The organism is Vibrio sp. BS-M-Sm-2 (assembly GCF_041504345.1).
Classification (GTDB): domain Bacteria; phylum Pseudomonadota; class Gammaproteobacteria; order Enterobacterales; family Vibrionaceae; genus Vibrio; species Vibrio satsumensis.
Genome location: NZ_CP167894.1, coordinates 773,236 through 790,249 on the forward strand (window position 1 = coordinate 773,236; position 17,014 = coordinate 790,249).

Below are 17,014 nucleotides of genomic sequence, written 5' to 3' on the forward strand. Positions count from 1 at the left end.
ACTTATTACACAGTGGAACATGGAAGACACAATAATGAACAACAAGCTCACTCTGCCACACACTGCATTGGCCATCTTAATCGCAGGTCTAAGTGCTGTATCACCGGCTCTTGCACAAGCCAATGCAGCCAATCAAGACCAAGCGGCTGACCAAATCTTCACTAATGCCGATATATACGGGCATCGAGAGTCAGATTCTATAGTTACCCATAACGGCAAGATCATCTTCATCGGTGACCACGCTCAGGCGCAATCTTTTCAAGGCCAGAGTACCGATGTCATCGACTTGGAGAATGCCTTTGTTTTGCCGGGGTTCATTGATAATCATAACCATGTGTTTGAAGCCGCCTCAGAGCTGGGTGGCAATTGCGAACTGGATTCGGAAGCCACACTCGAAGAGCAAATCCCTTACTTAGAAGCGTGTAAAATCAATGCCGAAACCAATGGTCGAGGCTGGCTGATGGGTTATGGTTTTTCTTTGGAATCGACACTCGACAGCGATTCGGAATACACACCACTTGAGATCATCGATAGTGTCTTTCCCGACCGACCTGTCGTGATCATGGAGCAGACTTCACACTCAATGTGGGTCAACTCAAAAGCCTTAAAAATAGCCAGAATCAGCCAACAATCTCCTGATCCACAAGGTGGCGCTTATTTAAAAGACCAAGACAGCGGCACGCTTAACGGCATCTTATTGGATAATGCTGGCGACCAAATTATGGAGATGGCGTGGAACAGCCAAAGCGAACTGTTTGAGCAAAGCTACCAAGGCTTAATGTACGGACTTGAAGAAGCGGCAGCACACGGCATTACCACCATAGGTGACGGTCGACTGTACTGGAAACGCGGTTGGTATGATGTTTGGCTCGAAGCGGAGCAAAACCAAGATTTGACTGCTCGCGTGTCATTACGCCCTTGGGTTTACCCTTCCATGGCAATGCCCTCTCAATTAGAAGTGTTTGAGAAGATGTATTCCGATGACAAAAACCGTCTACTGCTGGTCGATCAGGTGAAAATGTACAGCGATGGCATCTTCATCAATGGCACGGCAAAAACGCTCGCTCCTTACTTAGATACTTACTTACCAAGCTCTCCTAATGGCTTGAACTACATTCCAGCAGCACAGATGAAACAGTGGTTAACGGCCCTAGAAAAAATCGGCTTTAGTGCCCACATACATGTCATTGGTGACGGTGCAGTTCGAGAATCTTTAGATGCCATCGAGAGCGTACGTAAACAAGGTTCGCACAAGCCATACACGCTCACCCACGTTGAATTGATCAATGATGAGGACGTTCCACGCTTTAAACAACTCGATGTTTCGGCGGACTTCCAAGTCGGGTCAGACTACGTAGCACAGCATGATCACGAATGGGCTAATGCCTTCTTAGGTGCGAAACGCGCAAAAGCCATGGTGAACCTCGACGCGATACTCAAAACCGATGCCAATATCACATTGAGCAGTGATTGGAATGTGCACGATATCAACCCACTGGTAGGCATTGCTAATAGCTTAATCATGGGTAAAACCGGTCTAACCGATATCTACACAGCCATCGACGCTTACACGCTCAACGCAGCTAAAAGTCTAGGAATTGATGATATAACGGGAACGATTGATGTAGGTAAATCAGCGGACTTCGCCATTCTCGACCGTGACATCACTACTTTATCAGCAAGAGGCATCGCCAAAACGCAGGTGTTGATGACCATATTACGTGGAGATGTGGTTTACGATGTCTCTAACTAAAGAGGTAACGTAAAAATTTAAATATAATAATTTGTCAAAAGGGTTGGTATTTAATACTAACCCTTTTTTAGTTAACGATTATTTACAGCGAGCGAACAAATGTTAAATAAATTATTAATTTAAGCAGTAACATTAAAACTATTGAATACCGTAGAAATTAACAAGTCGCTCACTGTAACCAAAGTTAGCGGGTGTGTGATTAATTTCCACTATAATATTCCCAGACAGTTCTCCATCTGTTTTATACACTGGACATGATGCAATATCGGATAAGTATGACTCTTCTGTTGGAGCGCTGAAGTAATAAATTTTTTGTAGATTACATTCACCTACCTTCATTCCCAACGCTTCAACTTCAGAACGCTGACGGTAGTAATGAGGACCGATATCAAGAAGATACTCAGGACTATGTGTATAGATCTCGCTAGTGTAGCGCTCGGTAAACTCACTCTCCGCAATAAAGTGTTCATTTTCCATGCTGTAAAGCACATTCAGGTGCCAGTAGATCAACTCAGATTCATCACTTGTTGATACTCCCGGCTTGGAGTAAACACACTGGATCTGGCTATGGGGAACTTCAAGGCTCTGATTAGATTGGACATTGTTACGAAGGGCCTTGATACCACAGCGATGCATCGTAAAGCCATCTTGCTTCATCGATTCAGTCACTTGATTCATCGATTGGTATTGAACGTAGACACCTTCAGGCGATTCACCGGTGATAACGTTACTATTATCAGCATAAGCAAACGGACTTAGGCAGGCAGTTACAGACACTAACGCTATTGTTTTTTTCATTATTATTTTTCCTTTTTGATTGGCGGCAGGAAAATAACCCAGAAACCAAGTGCGCAATAGGTTGCATATTAATATTTGTGATCTTGGTTGAAGCAATGATTGGTTTTGTGAATATTTCAATTTGTGGTTTTTATATGGAAGAACAAGAATCCCATAAATTAGCCATACTAATATAAAGGCCTTATAGTTAACAAAGACTAAATTATTGAGTATTCTGTTTAAATGGACATGTAGAACCAATTAACGAGAGGGGTACCCACTTACAAAGAGATATGCATGGATTAATTAATAGATTAATTTTACAATCCTGGATTACTCTAATGAGGAATATCGTGTACGTGGGTGGTATTTACCTATAAGTGTTCAGTAAATAGAATTGATAATATACCTCCTTTATACTAAATTAATATATCACCGATAACATAGTGTTATCGGTATCTAAAAGACAAAATGAGCTGGGGAAATACAATGAAAAAACTCGTACTAGCAATCATCTTGATATTATCATCAACAAGTACATTCGCAGATCAGAATACTCAAAATGATAAAGGTGGTTTTACCGGCCCAAGTGCAGTGAAAGTAAAGACTGTTGAGATGGCTTTAGAAGCAGAAAACGACACACCAGTAATATTAACAGGTCATATTGTTTCTTCATTGGGTGATGAAGAATACCAATTTAAAGACTTAACCGGCGAGATGGTTATTGAGATTGATCAACGTGATTGGAACGGTATTGAAGCAACACCCGACACAAAACTCATAATTCAAGGGGAAGTTGACAAAGACTGGGAAGATACCGCTATTGATGTGAACACGATTAAACTAGCAAAATAATTTTCAACCCTAGTGAAAAAGAAAGAGGTCAGAAGTAATTATCTGACCTCTTTTGTATAAACTAGGAACCAAAACCACATGACTCACGTTTCGGGAGCAATCTACCTAACTTCATTTTTAGATACTGATTGAGGTTTTGATAAAGAAAGAGATACACCAGAAAAACTTCGGAACGCATTGATCATGATGTAGAGATCTTCATCAGCTCTAGGCACCTCGCAAGTTTCAAAGTTGCCAGAGCGATAAGGTCGGCAATCGTAAGTACTTTTCGTTGGTTGCGCGCCAGAACGAATGTAGAGATCAGCATCCCCTACTCCAGACTTGATAACGATATTCACGTCCGTGGTGCGATTTGCTGCTTTAAGCACAAACAGTTTCTGTTGTCCGGACGTCGCGGCAAGATCGGTAGTCACGCTTCCTAAAGTGACCTCAGGAATATCATTGTTCGGCTCACCGACTGAGCCATCTGGCAACGTATCACCAAAGTATGAAGACACGAGTGGCCAAATCTTACTCATTTTCACGCCTTGGTTTTCACAACCTCCAAAATGATGCAGCGCAATCGCTTTGTTATTGTCGGTGCGTAAAACGGGTGAACCGGATGAGCCACCAATGGTGTCACAGAAGTAGCCAGTGTCAGTATTGGTACCTCTACCACCAGTTGAAGCTACATCAATCTGACACATTCCGGAGCCATTTTGGTCACTTTCAATTGCCAGTTCTTTCGGTTTGCCTGCTCCGTGTTGAGGAATGTATATACCATCTCCAAAGATGGGTTCTTGGGCATCTAGGCCTAGATAACCAAACGACGCTATTTTGGCGAAATCATCAACGGTGAAAAGCGTGTAATCCAAATCATAATCGGTGCTGAGTATTTTGCTCCCCATCACTTTTACCATGGTGGCCATAGATCCATCACAAGTGCGACGCTGATAATTAAACCACACCTCTGTATTTCTCAATTCAGACTCAGATGCGACACAATGGTTATTGGTGAACATATGGTTATTAGGCCCAACGCGCCACGCGGTACACAAACTACGCCCATTAATTAAAAGCCTTGCAACGGGTGTTGTCCAAGCCACTTTACCTGGATGAGAGTCTTCCCAGCAAGCAACGTCTTTGCGTTCATTCACACCACAGGTCGATAGCGTCGCTAAGGCCTCTTCGTCTGCACTTTTACCAGCCATGTAATAATTAATTTCAAACTGAACATGCTGCCCGTTTGAATTGGAGATTGATTCAATGACGACAGAATCACTAGAAATCGATTGAGCGAACCAATCTATTTGGCTGTCGCGGTACTCCACAACCTCACTACTGGTGTTTGACTTAAGACGTAACACACTGCCTTTCGGAACAGTAAGAGACTTGAAGTGAAGCTTAATGAATGATGCATCAGCGTGTTCAAGTTGCAGTGTGTGTATACCACTCGATGTCTCAACCAACTCTTGGTTCGACAACTGATGTTTCACTTCATCGGCAATAACCGGAAGATGTGGTTGAACGGGAGGATACGGTTGAACGGAAAGGTTTGGTTGTGCATTAACGAGCGAAGAAAAGAACCATATTATCGCAAGCCCAAGGTTAGATAAGATTACTTTCATTGGATTTCCTTTATCGGTTTGTAGTGTTCCCTTCACAAACATATGCGCAAAAAACATATATGACATAAAATGCATATTATTTTTTGAGTAAAGAAATATCGACACTTACGACAGTTTATGGAGTTCAATGAGATAGCGCTCTATTTCGCCTGTTTTGGGCAAAGTACCTGTACACCATAGCGTCCTAAGTAAAACGAAAAAGAATCATGACGTTGTTATGGTTTTTGCTAATCTGAAGATAGGTTCGGCAGAGCTCTGTACGAAATATTTTGTACTTTGATTGGTGGTGCATACAAAAATAAAAAGGGTTGGCAACACTGCCAACCCTTTTCAATTGAGGGTTCATCACGAACTCCCCTATGTTTAGTTCTACTTATACTTAAGCTGTCTTTTCTTACAAGTTTGATTCTTGTTTGTCATCAAGAGCAAAGTAAATCTTCGAGACAATCACTTCTGAAATCAAAATCGTAAATACCACAGCGAAGAACGCCACCACACCATTCCAAGGGCCTGTAAAGCTCACCTTGTCACCGAACATAAGGTTTATCGCTTCTAGCATGACGAATTTTGAGCCAACAAGAATAATGTATGTCGACAGCGCTCGATACACCTTAGGTGCCGTTCCAGATTTCTGTTTGAAGTAATCCGCTACCTTGTGTTCTAAGCCAATAGAGAGCTTCAACAATAACTGCAGTAACAACGCCGCTATCAAAGAAATAGTGAAAGATTCAATGTTGACGAAGTCCCAGTACTCATCGAAAAAGTTAAGCACTACTAAGTCCACCAGCACGGCTAACGTGTAACCTACAAGTAGACGTTGTGGTGTGTTGAACCCGTAAACTTTGTCTGATTTAGTCATTCTGTCTCTCTCTAATTTGATAAGTAGCCTTGATTTGAAATACATCTTAGCGTTCGAATAGAAGCAAAACTTACCATTTGATGACACCACAACCATTCCATTCAAAATTGTTAGTTTTTATCGATTGAGCATTTCTCACGCCAATAATTAGCTTTCCTCTATAAAGCAATTTTTAAAAATATAGAAAAGCACCAAAAGATAAGTCTCGTCATCGCTTGTCACCAAATGGCCATTCTTCAAATGCTGCGCCCCATATGATGACCCCATCAGCGACACACACTCATTTCCAAAAGGTGCAGACTATGAAAAAGCTAATCACTAACGCGAACGTATTTAACGGTGTTGATAACAACTTAATCGAGAACGTATCAATCCTCATCGAAGATAACTTGATCACTCAAATTGGCGAGATTGATTCAACGTTAGCCGATGAAATTATTGATGCTCAAGGCGGCACGGTCATGCCAGGCCTGATTGATGCGCACGTTCATATCACGCTCTCTGCCTCTTTTAATGTCATTGATACAATGACCCGTGAAGAAGTGGCGATTCGCTCAGCAAAGATTTCAGAAGAGATGTTGATGCGCGGTTTTACGACTATTCGTGATGTGGCGGGTAACACGCTTGGCCTAAAGAAAAGTATCGATAACGGTTACGCAACTGGCCCACGAATTCTTCCTTCAATGGCCGCTATATCTCAAACCTGTGGTCACTCCGATTACCGTCAGAACCAAGCACAAGAACGTTTGGCAAACGGTCACGAAGATTCACCAATGATGAAGCTAGGTGCCATGAAAATTGCTGATGGTCGTTCAGAAGTATTAAAAGCCGTACGTGAACAGCTGTTTATGGGCGCTTCTCAAATCAAGATCATGGCAGGTGGCGGTGCATCTTCAACCTTCGACCCACTAAACACGTTGCAATTCACATCAGAAGAAATGAAAGCCGCGGTTGATGCCGCTTCTGATTATGGCACTTATGTTGCCGCGCACATCCACACCTCTGATGCGATGCGCCGAGCAGCCGAAGCGGGCGTGATGTCTTTCGAACACGCGACAATTATGGATGACGACATTGCCGAGATCATCAAAGAGAAAGGCATTTGGGTGATTCCGTCTTACTTTACCTCTTCATTGATTGCAGAGCGCAAGATCCCACTGCCGAACGAAGAGACATACCGCAAGACAGAACGCGTAGGTAAAGCCATGTTCAAATCGGCGGAACTGATTAAGAAATACGATATTCAGAACATTGCTTTTGGCACTGACTGCGTGGGTGAAACCAACATTCATGCAACACAATTGAATGAACTGGGTGCGATTGAGAAAACATTCGACACCATCACAGCACTTCGCATGGCGACATCAAACTGTGGACGCTTGTTCGAGATGTCGACTTACCAACACCCATACCAAGAAGGCAAGTTAGGTCAGATCGTTGAAGGCGCGTATGCCGACCTATTGATCATCGACGGTAACCCTTTAGAAGGCGTTGCATGTGTAGCGAACACAGAGAGTCAAAAACTGATCATGAAAGACGGCAAGGTGTATAAAAACAGCCTTTAATTTAGAACCTCAAGATTAGAATAAACTGCGGTGCTATGGCGAATTCGTCATAGCACCGCTTTATTTAAAACTCATCGCTCAAAGCCGTTCAATTCTTGATTTCACCCCTGATTATCCCGCGGCACACTCACCCGAATAGATCCCATCATAAACCGCCAAAATTCACCAAACATAGCCACCAAATTTAGCTCATTAGACTAAGACGACACTGCGCCTGAAAAGACGAAGAAATTGCCCGCCATTCTGAAAAATAGCTGTAAAACACACCCGGAAAAGCGCCCGTTTTTTAATTTGAAAATTAATTGCGATTTTTTACCGTCTTTTTTTATCAAGCTTCGTCTTACAGGTATTCCTTCACTGGACAACGCTTCAAACCTTGTGCGCCTTTGGTAAAAACACCTCACACACATTCTGCGCCTCGATCCTGTGATTTTAATTAGCTGTAAATAATAGGAGCTTAAAATGAGCTTAACCTTACTGGCACTGAGTGCCATTTTCCTCGGCTTTTACGTCGTGCTATCGCGCTTTAAAAAACAGAAGAAAAGCTTCAACTTCCGTGTGCTTAGCGCACTGGTTGGCGGCCTTTTGTTTGGGGGCATTATTCAAGTTGCACTCGGAACCGATAGCGCAGTTGGACTGCAGTTTTCTGAACTTATTTCTCTATTCGGGAACGGTTACGTCAAGTTGCTGCAGATGATAGTGATACCGCTGGTGTTTGTTGCTATGACAGCGTCCATCATGAATGTGGAAGGCACTAGCGCCCTCTCGAAAATCGCGCCTAAAGTCATCGGTGTGTTGATTTTTACCGTGACGATCTCTGCGGTAATTGGTATTGCGAGTATCTACTTATTCAACATCGATGCGAACAGCTTAGTTCATGTGATGGGCACGAATACGGCCATTGAAGCGCGCAGTGATAGTTTGCTTTCGACTCAAGAACTGATGTCTAACAACACCTTCACAAGCTTGGTGCTGTCTATCATCCCTGCCAATATTTTTGAGATGCTGACGGGTGCAGAAAGAACCTCAACGTTATCGACGGTTCTATTCGGTATGTTCCTTGGTTTCAGCATCTTGCAGGTGAAAAAGCGTAAGCCCGAAAAAGTACAAAGCTTTGTTGATTTCATCAATGCTGCGAAAGAAGTCGTTCTATCGATGGTTCGAGAAATCCTAAAGCTTACCCCTTATGGCGTGTTCGCTTTAATGACCAAGTTCATGATGAACAACGATTTGTTCGCACTCTCTGAAATGGGTCGGTTCGTAATCGCAAGCTACGCAGCAATCGCAGTGATGTTTGTGGTTCACCTTGTACTTGTTGGTTTGTTTGGTTTGTCTCCGAAGACATTCGCAAAAAAACTTGGCCTGTGTTGGTGTTCGGCTTCGGTTCTCGCTCAAGCATGGCCGCTATTCCATTAAACGTAGAAACACAAACTCAACGCCTTGGAGTGGACGAAGAAACAGCCAATATGTCGGCAACATTCGGTACCAGTATTGGCCAAAACGGTTGTGCCGGAATTTACCCAGCAATGCTCGCCATCATGGCCGCGCAAGTCATGGGTATCCCAATTGACCTGAGCTTTGTTCTACAACTGATCGCCGTGATTGCCATTGCTTCATTCGGTATTGCAGGCGTCGGCGGCGGCGCAACCTTCGCAGCCGTTGCCGTACTAACTATCATGGGATTAGACATCACTATCGTTGCGATACTGGTCTCGATTGAAGCCTTGATTGATATGGCGCGTACCGCTCTTAACATCTCGGGTTCAATGCTCTCTGGTGTACTAACCGCCAAAACTAACGGTTCATTGAACGCCGAACAGTACAAAACACAAACCCCATCGAATACAACCAATAGCGAGATTCCTGCTTAACGCAAATCGCTCAAGTTATTCAGATTCATTCAAATAAACACAGGGCGCAAAACCGCGCCCTCATAAGAAGATGTACCACTATGAAGATCGTAATTTTAGGAGGCAGTGCCGCAGGTATGAGCTTTGCTGCCAAATACAAAAGAAACCAACCCACTGATGACGTTATCGTGATCGAAAAACGCAGCTACCTGTCGTTTGGTGCGTGCGGCCTACCCTACTTTGTTGGTGACAAGTTTCAAACTACAGATCGCATGATCTCTCGCACACCACAGCAAGCCATCGATTCAGGGCTCGATGTTCGCATCAATACAGAAGTGATCGCGGTGAATGCGGCCGAGCAAATCATCACAGTCAGCACGCAAGGCGAGTCACAAGATATTCCGTTTGATAAGTTAATCATTGCGACAGGTGCGCGACCTTTAATTCCAGATTTCGCGACCTCTTTTCGTGTGAGTAACCCTGGACACGCTTATAGCGCTGATTCGAATAACACCGAGCACATTTATACCCTCACTAGCATGGAAGACGGCATTGCCGTGAAACAAGCCATGCTCGCAGCAGATAAACCTCGCGTCGCAATCATTGGCGCAGGTTTTATTGGATTAGAGATGTTCGATGCGGCACATGACTTAGGAAAAGACGTCACCATAATAGAGCGTGAAGCGTACATCATGAGCCGCCAATTCAGTCCAGAGATGATCATCGACATCGAAGATGCCATTCGTGACACAGGAACCAATCTGCTAACCAATACCCAAGTCGAACACATAGAAAGAATGGAACGTGGCAGCTACATACTGACGCTCAGCAACACACAAGACACTCACAATGGACCGACTGCAATTCAAGCCGACATTGTAATTCTCGCACTTGGCTTCAAACCCAATACCGAATTGTTTGATCTACCAAAACTACCCAACGGCGCTTTGTTAGTCGATAAGTTTGGGGCGACACCCGTAGCGAATATTTACGCCGTAGGTGACTGCGCGACGGTTCATCACTTAATGCTCGATCAGCCCGTGTATTTGCCACTTGCCACCACCGCCAATAAACAGGCTCGAATGATGGCCGACAGATTAGCAGGCAAAGAGAGCTTCCTCGATGGTTTCTTAGGTTCATCATCTTTGAAAGTACTTGATTACGAGCTTGCTAACACGGGCATTTCTCATTGGATGGCAAACCAATACGCAGTGCCAACGAGTACCTCTGTCATTAAAGACAAGAACCAAACAGATTATTACCCCGGCCAAGAAGACATCAAGATAAAACTTGCTTACGACCCTGAATCTAAACGCCTTTTAGGTGGAGAAATTGTCGGCAAGAAAGGCGCAGTAGGTCGGCTAAATGCATTAGGCGTTGCGATTACTGCAGGCATGACGACTCAACAATTGGGTTACCTTGATTTCAGCTACGCTCCTCCTTTTGCACGAACATGGGACGCGCTGAATGTGGCGGGCAATGTTGCGAAATAACCGTCATCTAACTTAATAAAATGCACTTAATTTAATCACCATCACCCAATTTAATGAGAGAGAAAACCATGGCACAAACCATTACCAAAGGCATTAAAGCCCTCAAAGAAGAAGCCTACCAAGTCGTTGAAGATATGTCGGTAGAAGAAGCAATAGCGCTATTCAATGGTAGCGACGACAAGCAAAACACACTTGATGACTACGTGTTTGTCGATGTGCGAGAAGCCGAAGAAAGAAACAAGCTTGGCATTATTCCCGGCGCTTTTACTTGCCCAAGAGGCATGCTGGAATTCTTGATTGATCCAGAATGCCCCGCACACAATAAAGTATTCAACCAAGACAAAACCTACGTGTTCTATTGTGCCCACGGTTTGCGTTCTCTTTACGCTGCCAAGATGGCCGCAGATATGGGTTTGAAACCCGTAAAGAACCTCGCAGGTGGCTTTGCAGCTTGGTCGGAACAATCAGGTGACATTGAAATGCCAACTAAATAAAGCATCCAACTCAATAAAATCGTACTGAGTTAAATCGAGCGTAGCGCTCAACTGCCCTACGCTAACTCGTGCCACTCGGTATGTATTCTAGTATCGATCCTGCCCGGTGATACTAGACGTTATATTCTGTGCTTGCCTCGCATTCACAGAATGTAATGCCCGCAATAACCCACACATCCCCACTGTCTCATTATTATTTTTCAAATGATTGGTCTTACTTTTACCGTCTATATCTCGCCTTGCATGCAGAATTTAAGCTATTGATTTTTATAATTTAAAATTCTTAAAGACACAACTATCCCGAAGAAAACCATAAGCCACAAGCACGCTTAACCTAGTCTATTTTTAATCAATCTAAATATACACACTTGCACGATTATGCATGTGTGTATATGATTTAATCTCTTTTCACTTGCTAGAGATTCCAATTGTGGATGCTAAATTAGTTATTGCGTTAAATGAGTTCTTTTATGTGGCCAAAGGTTTGGTCGTTATCATCGCTATTGTGTCGGTACTGACTGGCATCATGCGAGAGTATATCCCTCAAGATAAGCTCCAAGCGACACTGACCAAACACGATAAATGGGGAACCTTGTTGGGCGCATTGTTCGGGATGTTGACCCCATTTTGTAGCGCAGCCGTGGTTCCGGTGACCATGGCAATGGCGTCGATGGGCGCATCATTAGGTACTGTGATGAGCTTCATCATCTCGGCGCCACTGTGTAACTTCATCGTATTGGCGATGGTGTACGCCGCGTTCGGATTGAAGATCACCGTGGTGTACTTCTTGGTGACCTTTACCGCCGCGGTTCTTGGTGGTTACTTGATATCCAAATCACCTTGGAGAAACGAAATCAAACGTGGTGCTGAGCTTGAAGACACTAAAGGCAAAGGCTGCTCAAGTTCGAGCAATAACAAAAACCCAGGAAACACTTGTGGCGCGGCTCCTTCTTCAGTATCAAGAATGCGTAATGCTATGGGTGGAGCTTGGGCTTTGTTCAAACGAATCATCCCTTATGTACTATTGGGTGCGGCGATCAGTGGATTCTCGGCGGCTTACTTGCCAGCAGACTTGGTAGAGAAATACGTGGGCGGTGACAGCTTCCAATCTATCGTGGTCGCTTCATTGATTGGTATTCCGCTTTACCTACGTATCGAGATGGCGATTCCTCTGCTTAACGTGTTAATTGCTAAAGGAATGGGCTTAGGCGCAGCATTGGCATTAATTATTGGCGGTACAGGTGCCAGTTTGCCTGAAATCGCGCTAGTATCTGCAGTTCTAAAAAGAAAAGCCGTAATCGCGTTTGTAGGAATCGTCTTAACGACAGCCATCATTGGTGGCGCTATCTTCCAATACGTTGTGTAAAATCGGTTACTCAGAATAAATAAAACTTCGCGCCGCTCATAGAGAGTGGCGCTATTCAGTTGGAAAGGTAAAACCATGATGGATGAAAAATACATTGATTCGCTCAAAGCCTTATCAGAACCCAATCGCCTGCGATTGTTCTGGTTGTTCCTGCATGTTGATGAATGCATGGCGGTGGCTGAAGCAATGGACATCATTGGTGAAACTCAATACAACGTCTCTCGTAACCTAAAAATGCTCTACAAAGCTGGGCTTCTTAACCACGATAAGAAAGGAAAGTGGGTGTTTTACACCTTGAAAGAACAAACCGCGCCTCACTGTAAAGCTTTGGTCGATTCAGTAAGACACTTGCCAGAAGACGATTTCCAAGAAGTGGTTAAACGTTGTCAGATTCGCTTATCAATGAGAGTTGATGGTGACTGTGTTATCGGGCCAGACAGCGAGATATGGCACAGCAAAATTAGCTAGCTCTCAACAAATAGAAGAAGAGAGACAGCAAGAGACGCAATAAGAGGATGCCACGGCATCCCTGTTGAAAATGGTGGTGTGAATTATGAATACCTATACTCAGCAAGAGCTTGATTCTATTCTTGAACAACACAAACTGTGGCTAGAAAACCAAGGCGGCCAGCGTGCACAATTACGTAATGTCGACCTAAGTAATCTAGTGCTTCAAGATGTTGACCTTCGTTGCGCCAACCTAATTCGTACCAACTTTAGTGGTGCCGATTTATCGGGATCCAACATGAATGAGGCTGATATCACCTACGCCAATTTCAGCCGTGCTAAGCTGAACAACGCCACGTTCCGCGATGCAGATTTACGAAACGCAGACATGAGCTACGCACAAATGCGAGACGTTGATTTGTATCGTGCGGATCTATTTCGTACCGATTTCAGCCACGCTAATCTGAGCGATAGCGCACTCAACCGCATCGACCCTAGTAATACCATCATCAAGCTGCGCAACCCGAACCAGCAATGTTTCGCCTCCAAGTCAGGTTAAACGCTGTTTAATTGCTACTATTAAACACAGGTTATTGATTTATGGATGAACCGGGTTGGTATAAGGATGAAATTAGAGTGAGGAAATTACTGACTACACGCTTGCTTTCAGCGCTAAAACTCGTTTCAGCGCTGCGGTTCGGCGTAGTACTGCTAGTCAGTTCAATACTGTTCGGATGCAGTAACTTTAGAAACCTATCTCATGAAATAAAAGAAATTGATTCTATAACCAATCAATACCAGCTTATCTTGAACCAACCAGCCACAGACTCAGCCGTAGTTATTGAACAAATCAAAGACATCAATAAAAGCGAAGTGGATGGTTACGACGGAATAATCGCTAGTGACCGTATCGACTTACAGCTATCGAACAACATCCATTATCTACTTGTCTTTGAAGATAGAAATCAAGACTTAACCCTACAAGCAGACGAAGCATTCAGTGTCATTAACCTTCGTAACCATCAAGACAAATCCACCATTGAAGTATCCCTGGAAGTTAATGAAAATGAAGTCCCAAGCGCGTTTGTTGATCGCTCACTCTCTTCACTGTTAAAAATCGAACTGGATCTTGTCGATATTGGCACTGTCGTGAGCCTAGAAGATCCTCCTTTTGACAGAAAAAACGCCAAGCTCGGGATGTGGCAGCCACTAACATTCTTGCTCGAGCATAATGCTGGGGTCTACTTTTTATCAGAGTACGACCCGAACAAAATCCCTGTATTGTTTGTTCATGGCATCAATGCCACCGCGTTAGACTTTGCTCCGCTGATTGAAAAAATCGACCAATCTAAATATCAAATATGGGTATTTAACTACCCTTCAGGTTTGTCTTTGGCTTTGAACTCAAAGGGCCTGAATAACCTAATGCACACTGTCGTCACTCAATACAAGATTCAACAATTGCATGTGGTCGCGCACAGTATGGGCGGGCTTATCGCCACCAACAGTCTCCGTCAGTGCAGCATTGGGCAGTTGTGCGACTTTGTTAGCAGCATTACCACCATATCTTCCCCATTTGGTGGCGTGGCATCAGCCAAGCAAGGTATTGAATACGCCCCTGTCGTGATGCCTGCTTGGATAGATTTAAACCCAGACGGTAAGTTTATCGCTGATTTGTTTTCTGATAACAATGACAACAACACGCCACATTTTCTCGCGTTTGGCTATAACTCGGGCGAGCTGTTCAATACCAAAAGTAATGATGGTGTCATCGACCTTTCGAGCCAATTATCGCGTCCAGCTCAACTGAATGCTGAACAAATTCTCGGCTACGATGAAGACCATACCAGCATCTTAGACAACAATGACCTGTTTGAAGACCTATCCGACTTTTGGTTGAGAGCAGAGCAATGACCCTTCCCTATACATAACCCGACAAACCAGTTGGCGTGAATGGTATGAACATTGGCGGTATTTGCACTGCAAGCCAACACACCAATCTTTATTCTACTCCCATAAATAAGCACACGGAGCGAAGCTAAACCTAGCGAGCTAGGTTTCAAAACAAGGATAGTGACTTTCTAACTTGGGATAGAAACGATGACTATCAATGAATTAAAACGCAGAGATTTTTTCAAAGTTATGGGGAAAGGTGCAGTTTCAGCTGCGGCTATCTCTCTGCCTACCTTAGCGAATGCAACGCCAACTTCGCCAACAAATTTACTTTCAGATCACCAAACCATTGACTCGCCGCTGGATGCGACCGAGATGGCGAATCTGATAAGAGACAAAAAAGCCTCGCCAAAAGAATTCGTACAAGAAGCAATCTATAAAATTCGCCAGACAAACGATCAGGTTAATGCCGTTGTTTCTGAGTGCTTTGAGTTAGCACTAGAGCGTGCCAACTCATTTAACCCGAACTCACCTTTTGCCGGCGTGCCTTTCTTAGCGAAAGACTGCGTTGATGTTGTCGGTCTTGAATGCACCATGGGATCAAAACTAAACCAAGGTAGAAAGCCCGATACTACTTCTTGGTTTATTCGTGCAACACAGAATGCTGGGCTCAACACTATTGGCATGACGAACATCCCTGAGATGATGACATTAGGCTGCACGCAAAATCCACTTTATGGCGCGACGCGTAATCCGTGGGCTCTAAGCCGAGGTGTTCACTCATCAACTAGAACACGCCAAGCCTTGGGCAAACAGAAAAGCCCCGATTGCGCTTAAAAAAGCGATTCACTCTCAAACGCTAATCATGCTCGAAAGCTATTCGATTTAGGAAACTATTCGTTTTAGAAAGCTTTTCTTTTTGAAAAGCAGTTCAATTTAGAAAGTTATTCAAGTCCGAGTCTATTGATGAAACATATTATTTCCCTTTTTCTGGCAAGCCTGACGCTTGCGCCTTACTCATACGCAGCTCTAGCACCAAGCGAAGGTTTTAGTGGCAACATGACCTTCCTAACAGGCTTCACCGCAAACTCAAGCAACCTCGATGTAGGGCAAAGCAATCATCAATCTCAAGCCGATTTAATGTCGTCAGGTAACACGGAAGCAGAGGGAATGGTCGCTGTTTTGGGTTCAATGCAATACACCTTTGGCGCTTTGAATCACAAACAGTTTTTCTTAGGTACCTCAAGAGACGACATCATCACAGGTACGTTAGCATTTGAAATTGGATATAGGCAGCAAGTGGAAAACGGCATGGTGGTCGATTTTTCTATCTTACCAACTCTGATATCAGGCGAAGTATGGGATGACCCTTATGCTGTTGACTCGAATAGAAAAGAAACCGACCTCACTGGCACTGTGGTTCGAATGCAGCTTTCAAGAATAATGGGTTCGAACTTTAATCTCGATGTCGCTTCTGGTGAGTCAGACGTTAAGAAAGAAAACACCGGTCTAAAAGGACTTAGGTTAACTGACGAAGAACGCGCACTGATGACTCGAGAACGAAAGTACTTTTATCTCAAGTCTGGTTACCAGTACTTCTTGAAAGATGGGTCAGGTATTCTCACACCTTCGATGAATGTTTTCTCTTCAGATTCTGAGGGTGATGCACTATCGTTCTTAAGCCTTGGCGCGGAAATCAACCTAGCGAAAAGATACGGAAATCATGGTCTTGCTTTAACACTCAATGCTGCAAAACGCAGCTATGATAAAGAAAACCCAATCTTTAATAAGACACGTGAAGACAAAGACTTTGGAGCCTTCGTTGCTTATGAATACGCCAATATCTTTGATGCAAAAAACTGGTCTCTAGTATCACTGCTCGGCGCGAAGACAACGAATTCAAACATTGAATATTACCAATCATCGCAATATGTGGTTTCAGTAGGTGTTGATTACAAATTCTAAGATTGAATTGAAGTTTTCATTGCTTGTAACCCATAAACAAATCCTTTAATTTGGGCATATTACCGAGAAGAACATTCTTCAATCGCCAGC

13 protein-coding genes and 2 pseudogenes are annotated in these 17,014 nt (G+C 43.8%); 12 read left to right on the top strand and 3 right to left on the bottom strand.

The features are described 5' to 3' along the window. Nucleotides 1-34: 34 nt before the first annotated feature. The gene (locus tag AB8613_RS03415; protein ID WP_372384486.1) at nt 35-1,753 is read left to right on the top strand and encodes an amidohydrolase; all 1,719 of its coding nucleotides are present in this window, start codon (nt 35-37) and stop codon (nt 1,751-1,753) included. Between the two features lie 138 nt (nt 1,754-1,891). On the opposite strand, the gene AB8613_RS03420 is transcribed toward AB8613_RS03415, so the two are convergent. Next, nucleotides 1,892-2,551: a hypothetical protein gene (locus AB8613_RS03420; protein ID WP_372384487.1), complete on the bottom strand. Its 660-nt coding sequence runs from the start codon at nt 2,549-2,551 to the stop codon at nt 1,892-1,894. 468 nt (nt 2,552-3,019) lie between these two features. Between AB8613_RS03420 and AB8613_RS03425 the strand changes: the two genes are divergently transcribed. Then, entirely contained in the window at nt 3,020-3,385 is a 366-nt protein-coding gene (locus tag AB8613_RS03425; protein ID WP_285952877.1) for a YgiW/YdeI family stress tolerance OB fold protein, read from the top strand. A 101-nt stretch (nt 3,386-3,486) separates the two neighbouring features. On the opposite strand, the gene AB8613_RS03430 is transcribed toward AB8613_RS03425, so the two are convergent. Then, on the bottom strand, nt 3,487-4,992 hold the full coding sequence (locus AB8613_RS03430; RefSeq protein ID WP_372384488.1) for a trypsin-like peptidase domain-containing protein: 1,506 nt from the start codon (nt 4,990-4,992) through the stop codon (nt 3,487-3,489). A 394-nt stretch (nt 4,993-5,386) separates the two neighbouring features. Beyond that, the gene (locus AB8613_RS03435; protein WP_372384489.1) at nt 5,387-5,851 is read right to left on the bottom strand and encodes a hypothetical protein; all 465 of its coding nucleotides are present in this window, start codon (nt 5,849-5,851) and stop codon (nt 5,387-5,389) included. 302 nt (nt 5,852-6,153) lie between these two features. On the opposite strand from AB8613_RS03435, the gene AB8613_RS03440 reads away from it, so the two are divergent. From AB8613_RS03440 to AB8613_RS03485, 10 genes and pseudogenes are all read left to right on the top strand, one after another. Then, the gene (locus AB8613_RS03440) at nt 6,154-7,416 is read left to right on the top strand and encodes an amidohydrolase family protein (RefSeq protein WP_372384490.1); all 1,263 of its coding nucleotides are present in this window, start codon (nt 6,154-6,156) and stop codon (nt 7,414-7,416) included. 462 nt (nt 7,417-7,878) lie between these two features. Further along, nucleotides 7,879-9,287 (top strand): annotated as a pseudogene (locus tag AB8613_RS03445) (cation:dicarboxylate symporter family transporter). Between the two features lie 80 nt (nt 9,288-9,367). Further along, complete coding sequence (locus tag AB8613_RS03450) at nt 9,368-10,759, top strand: CoA-disulfide reductase (RefSeq protein WP_372384491.1); 1,392 nt, start codon at nt 9,368-9,370, stop codon at nt 10,757-10,759. A gap of 68 nt (nt 10,760-10,827) precedes the next feature. Next, nucleotides 10,828-11,253, top strand: coding sequence for a rhodanese-like domain-containing protein (locus AB8613_RS03455; RefSeq protein ID WP_372384492.1), 426 nt, complete (start codon nt 10,828-10,830; stop codon nt 11,251-11,253). Between the two features lie 430 nt (nt 11,254-11,683). Next, nucleotides 11,684-12,619: a permease gene (locus tag AB8613_RS03460; RefSeq protein WP_372384493.1), complete on the top strand. Its 936-nt coding sequence runs from the start codon at nt 11,684-11,686 to the stop codon at nt 12,617-12,619. A 75-nt stretch (nt 12,620-12,694) separates the two neighbouring features. Beyond that, nucleotides 12,695-13,087, top strand: a complete 393-nt coding sequence (locus AB8613_RS03465) for a metalloregulator ArsR/SmtB family transcription factor (RefSeq protein ID WP_086712264.1) — start codon at nt 12,695-12,697, stop codon at nt 13,085-13,087. A gap of 85 nt (nt 13,088-13,172) precedes the next feature. Continuing rightward, complete coding sequence (locus AB8613_RS03470) at nt 13,173-13,625, top strand: pentapeptide repeat-containing protein (protein WP_372384494.1); 453 nt, start codon at nt 13,173-13,175, stop codon at nt 13,623-13,625. Nucleotides 13,626-13,756: 131 nt separating this feature from the next. Then, nucleotides 13,757-14,980, top strand: a complete 1,224-nt coding sequence (locus AB8613_RS03475) for a lipase family alpha/beta hydrolase (RefSeq protein WP_372384788.1) — start codon at nt 13,757-13,759, stop codon at nt 14,978-14,980. 186 nt (nt 14,981-15,166) lie between these two features. Continuing rightward, nucleotides 15,167-15,748 (top strand): annotated as a pseudogene (locus tag AB8613_RS03480) (amidase family protein); the annotation flags it as partial. Nucleotides 15,749-15,925: 177 nt separating this feature from the next. Next, the gene (locus AB8613_RS03485) at nt 15,926-16,924 is read left to right on the top strand and encodes a DUF2860 family protein (RefSeq protein WP_372384495.1); all 999 of its coding nucleotides are present in this window, start codon (nt 15,926-15,928) and stop codon (nt 16,922-16,924) included. The last annotated feature ends 90 nt before the right edge of the window (nt 16,925-17,014 follow it).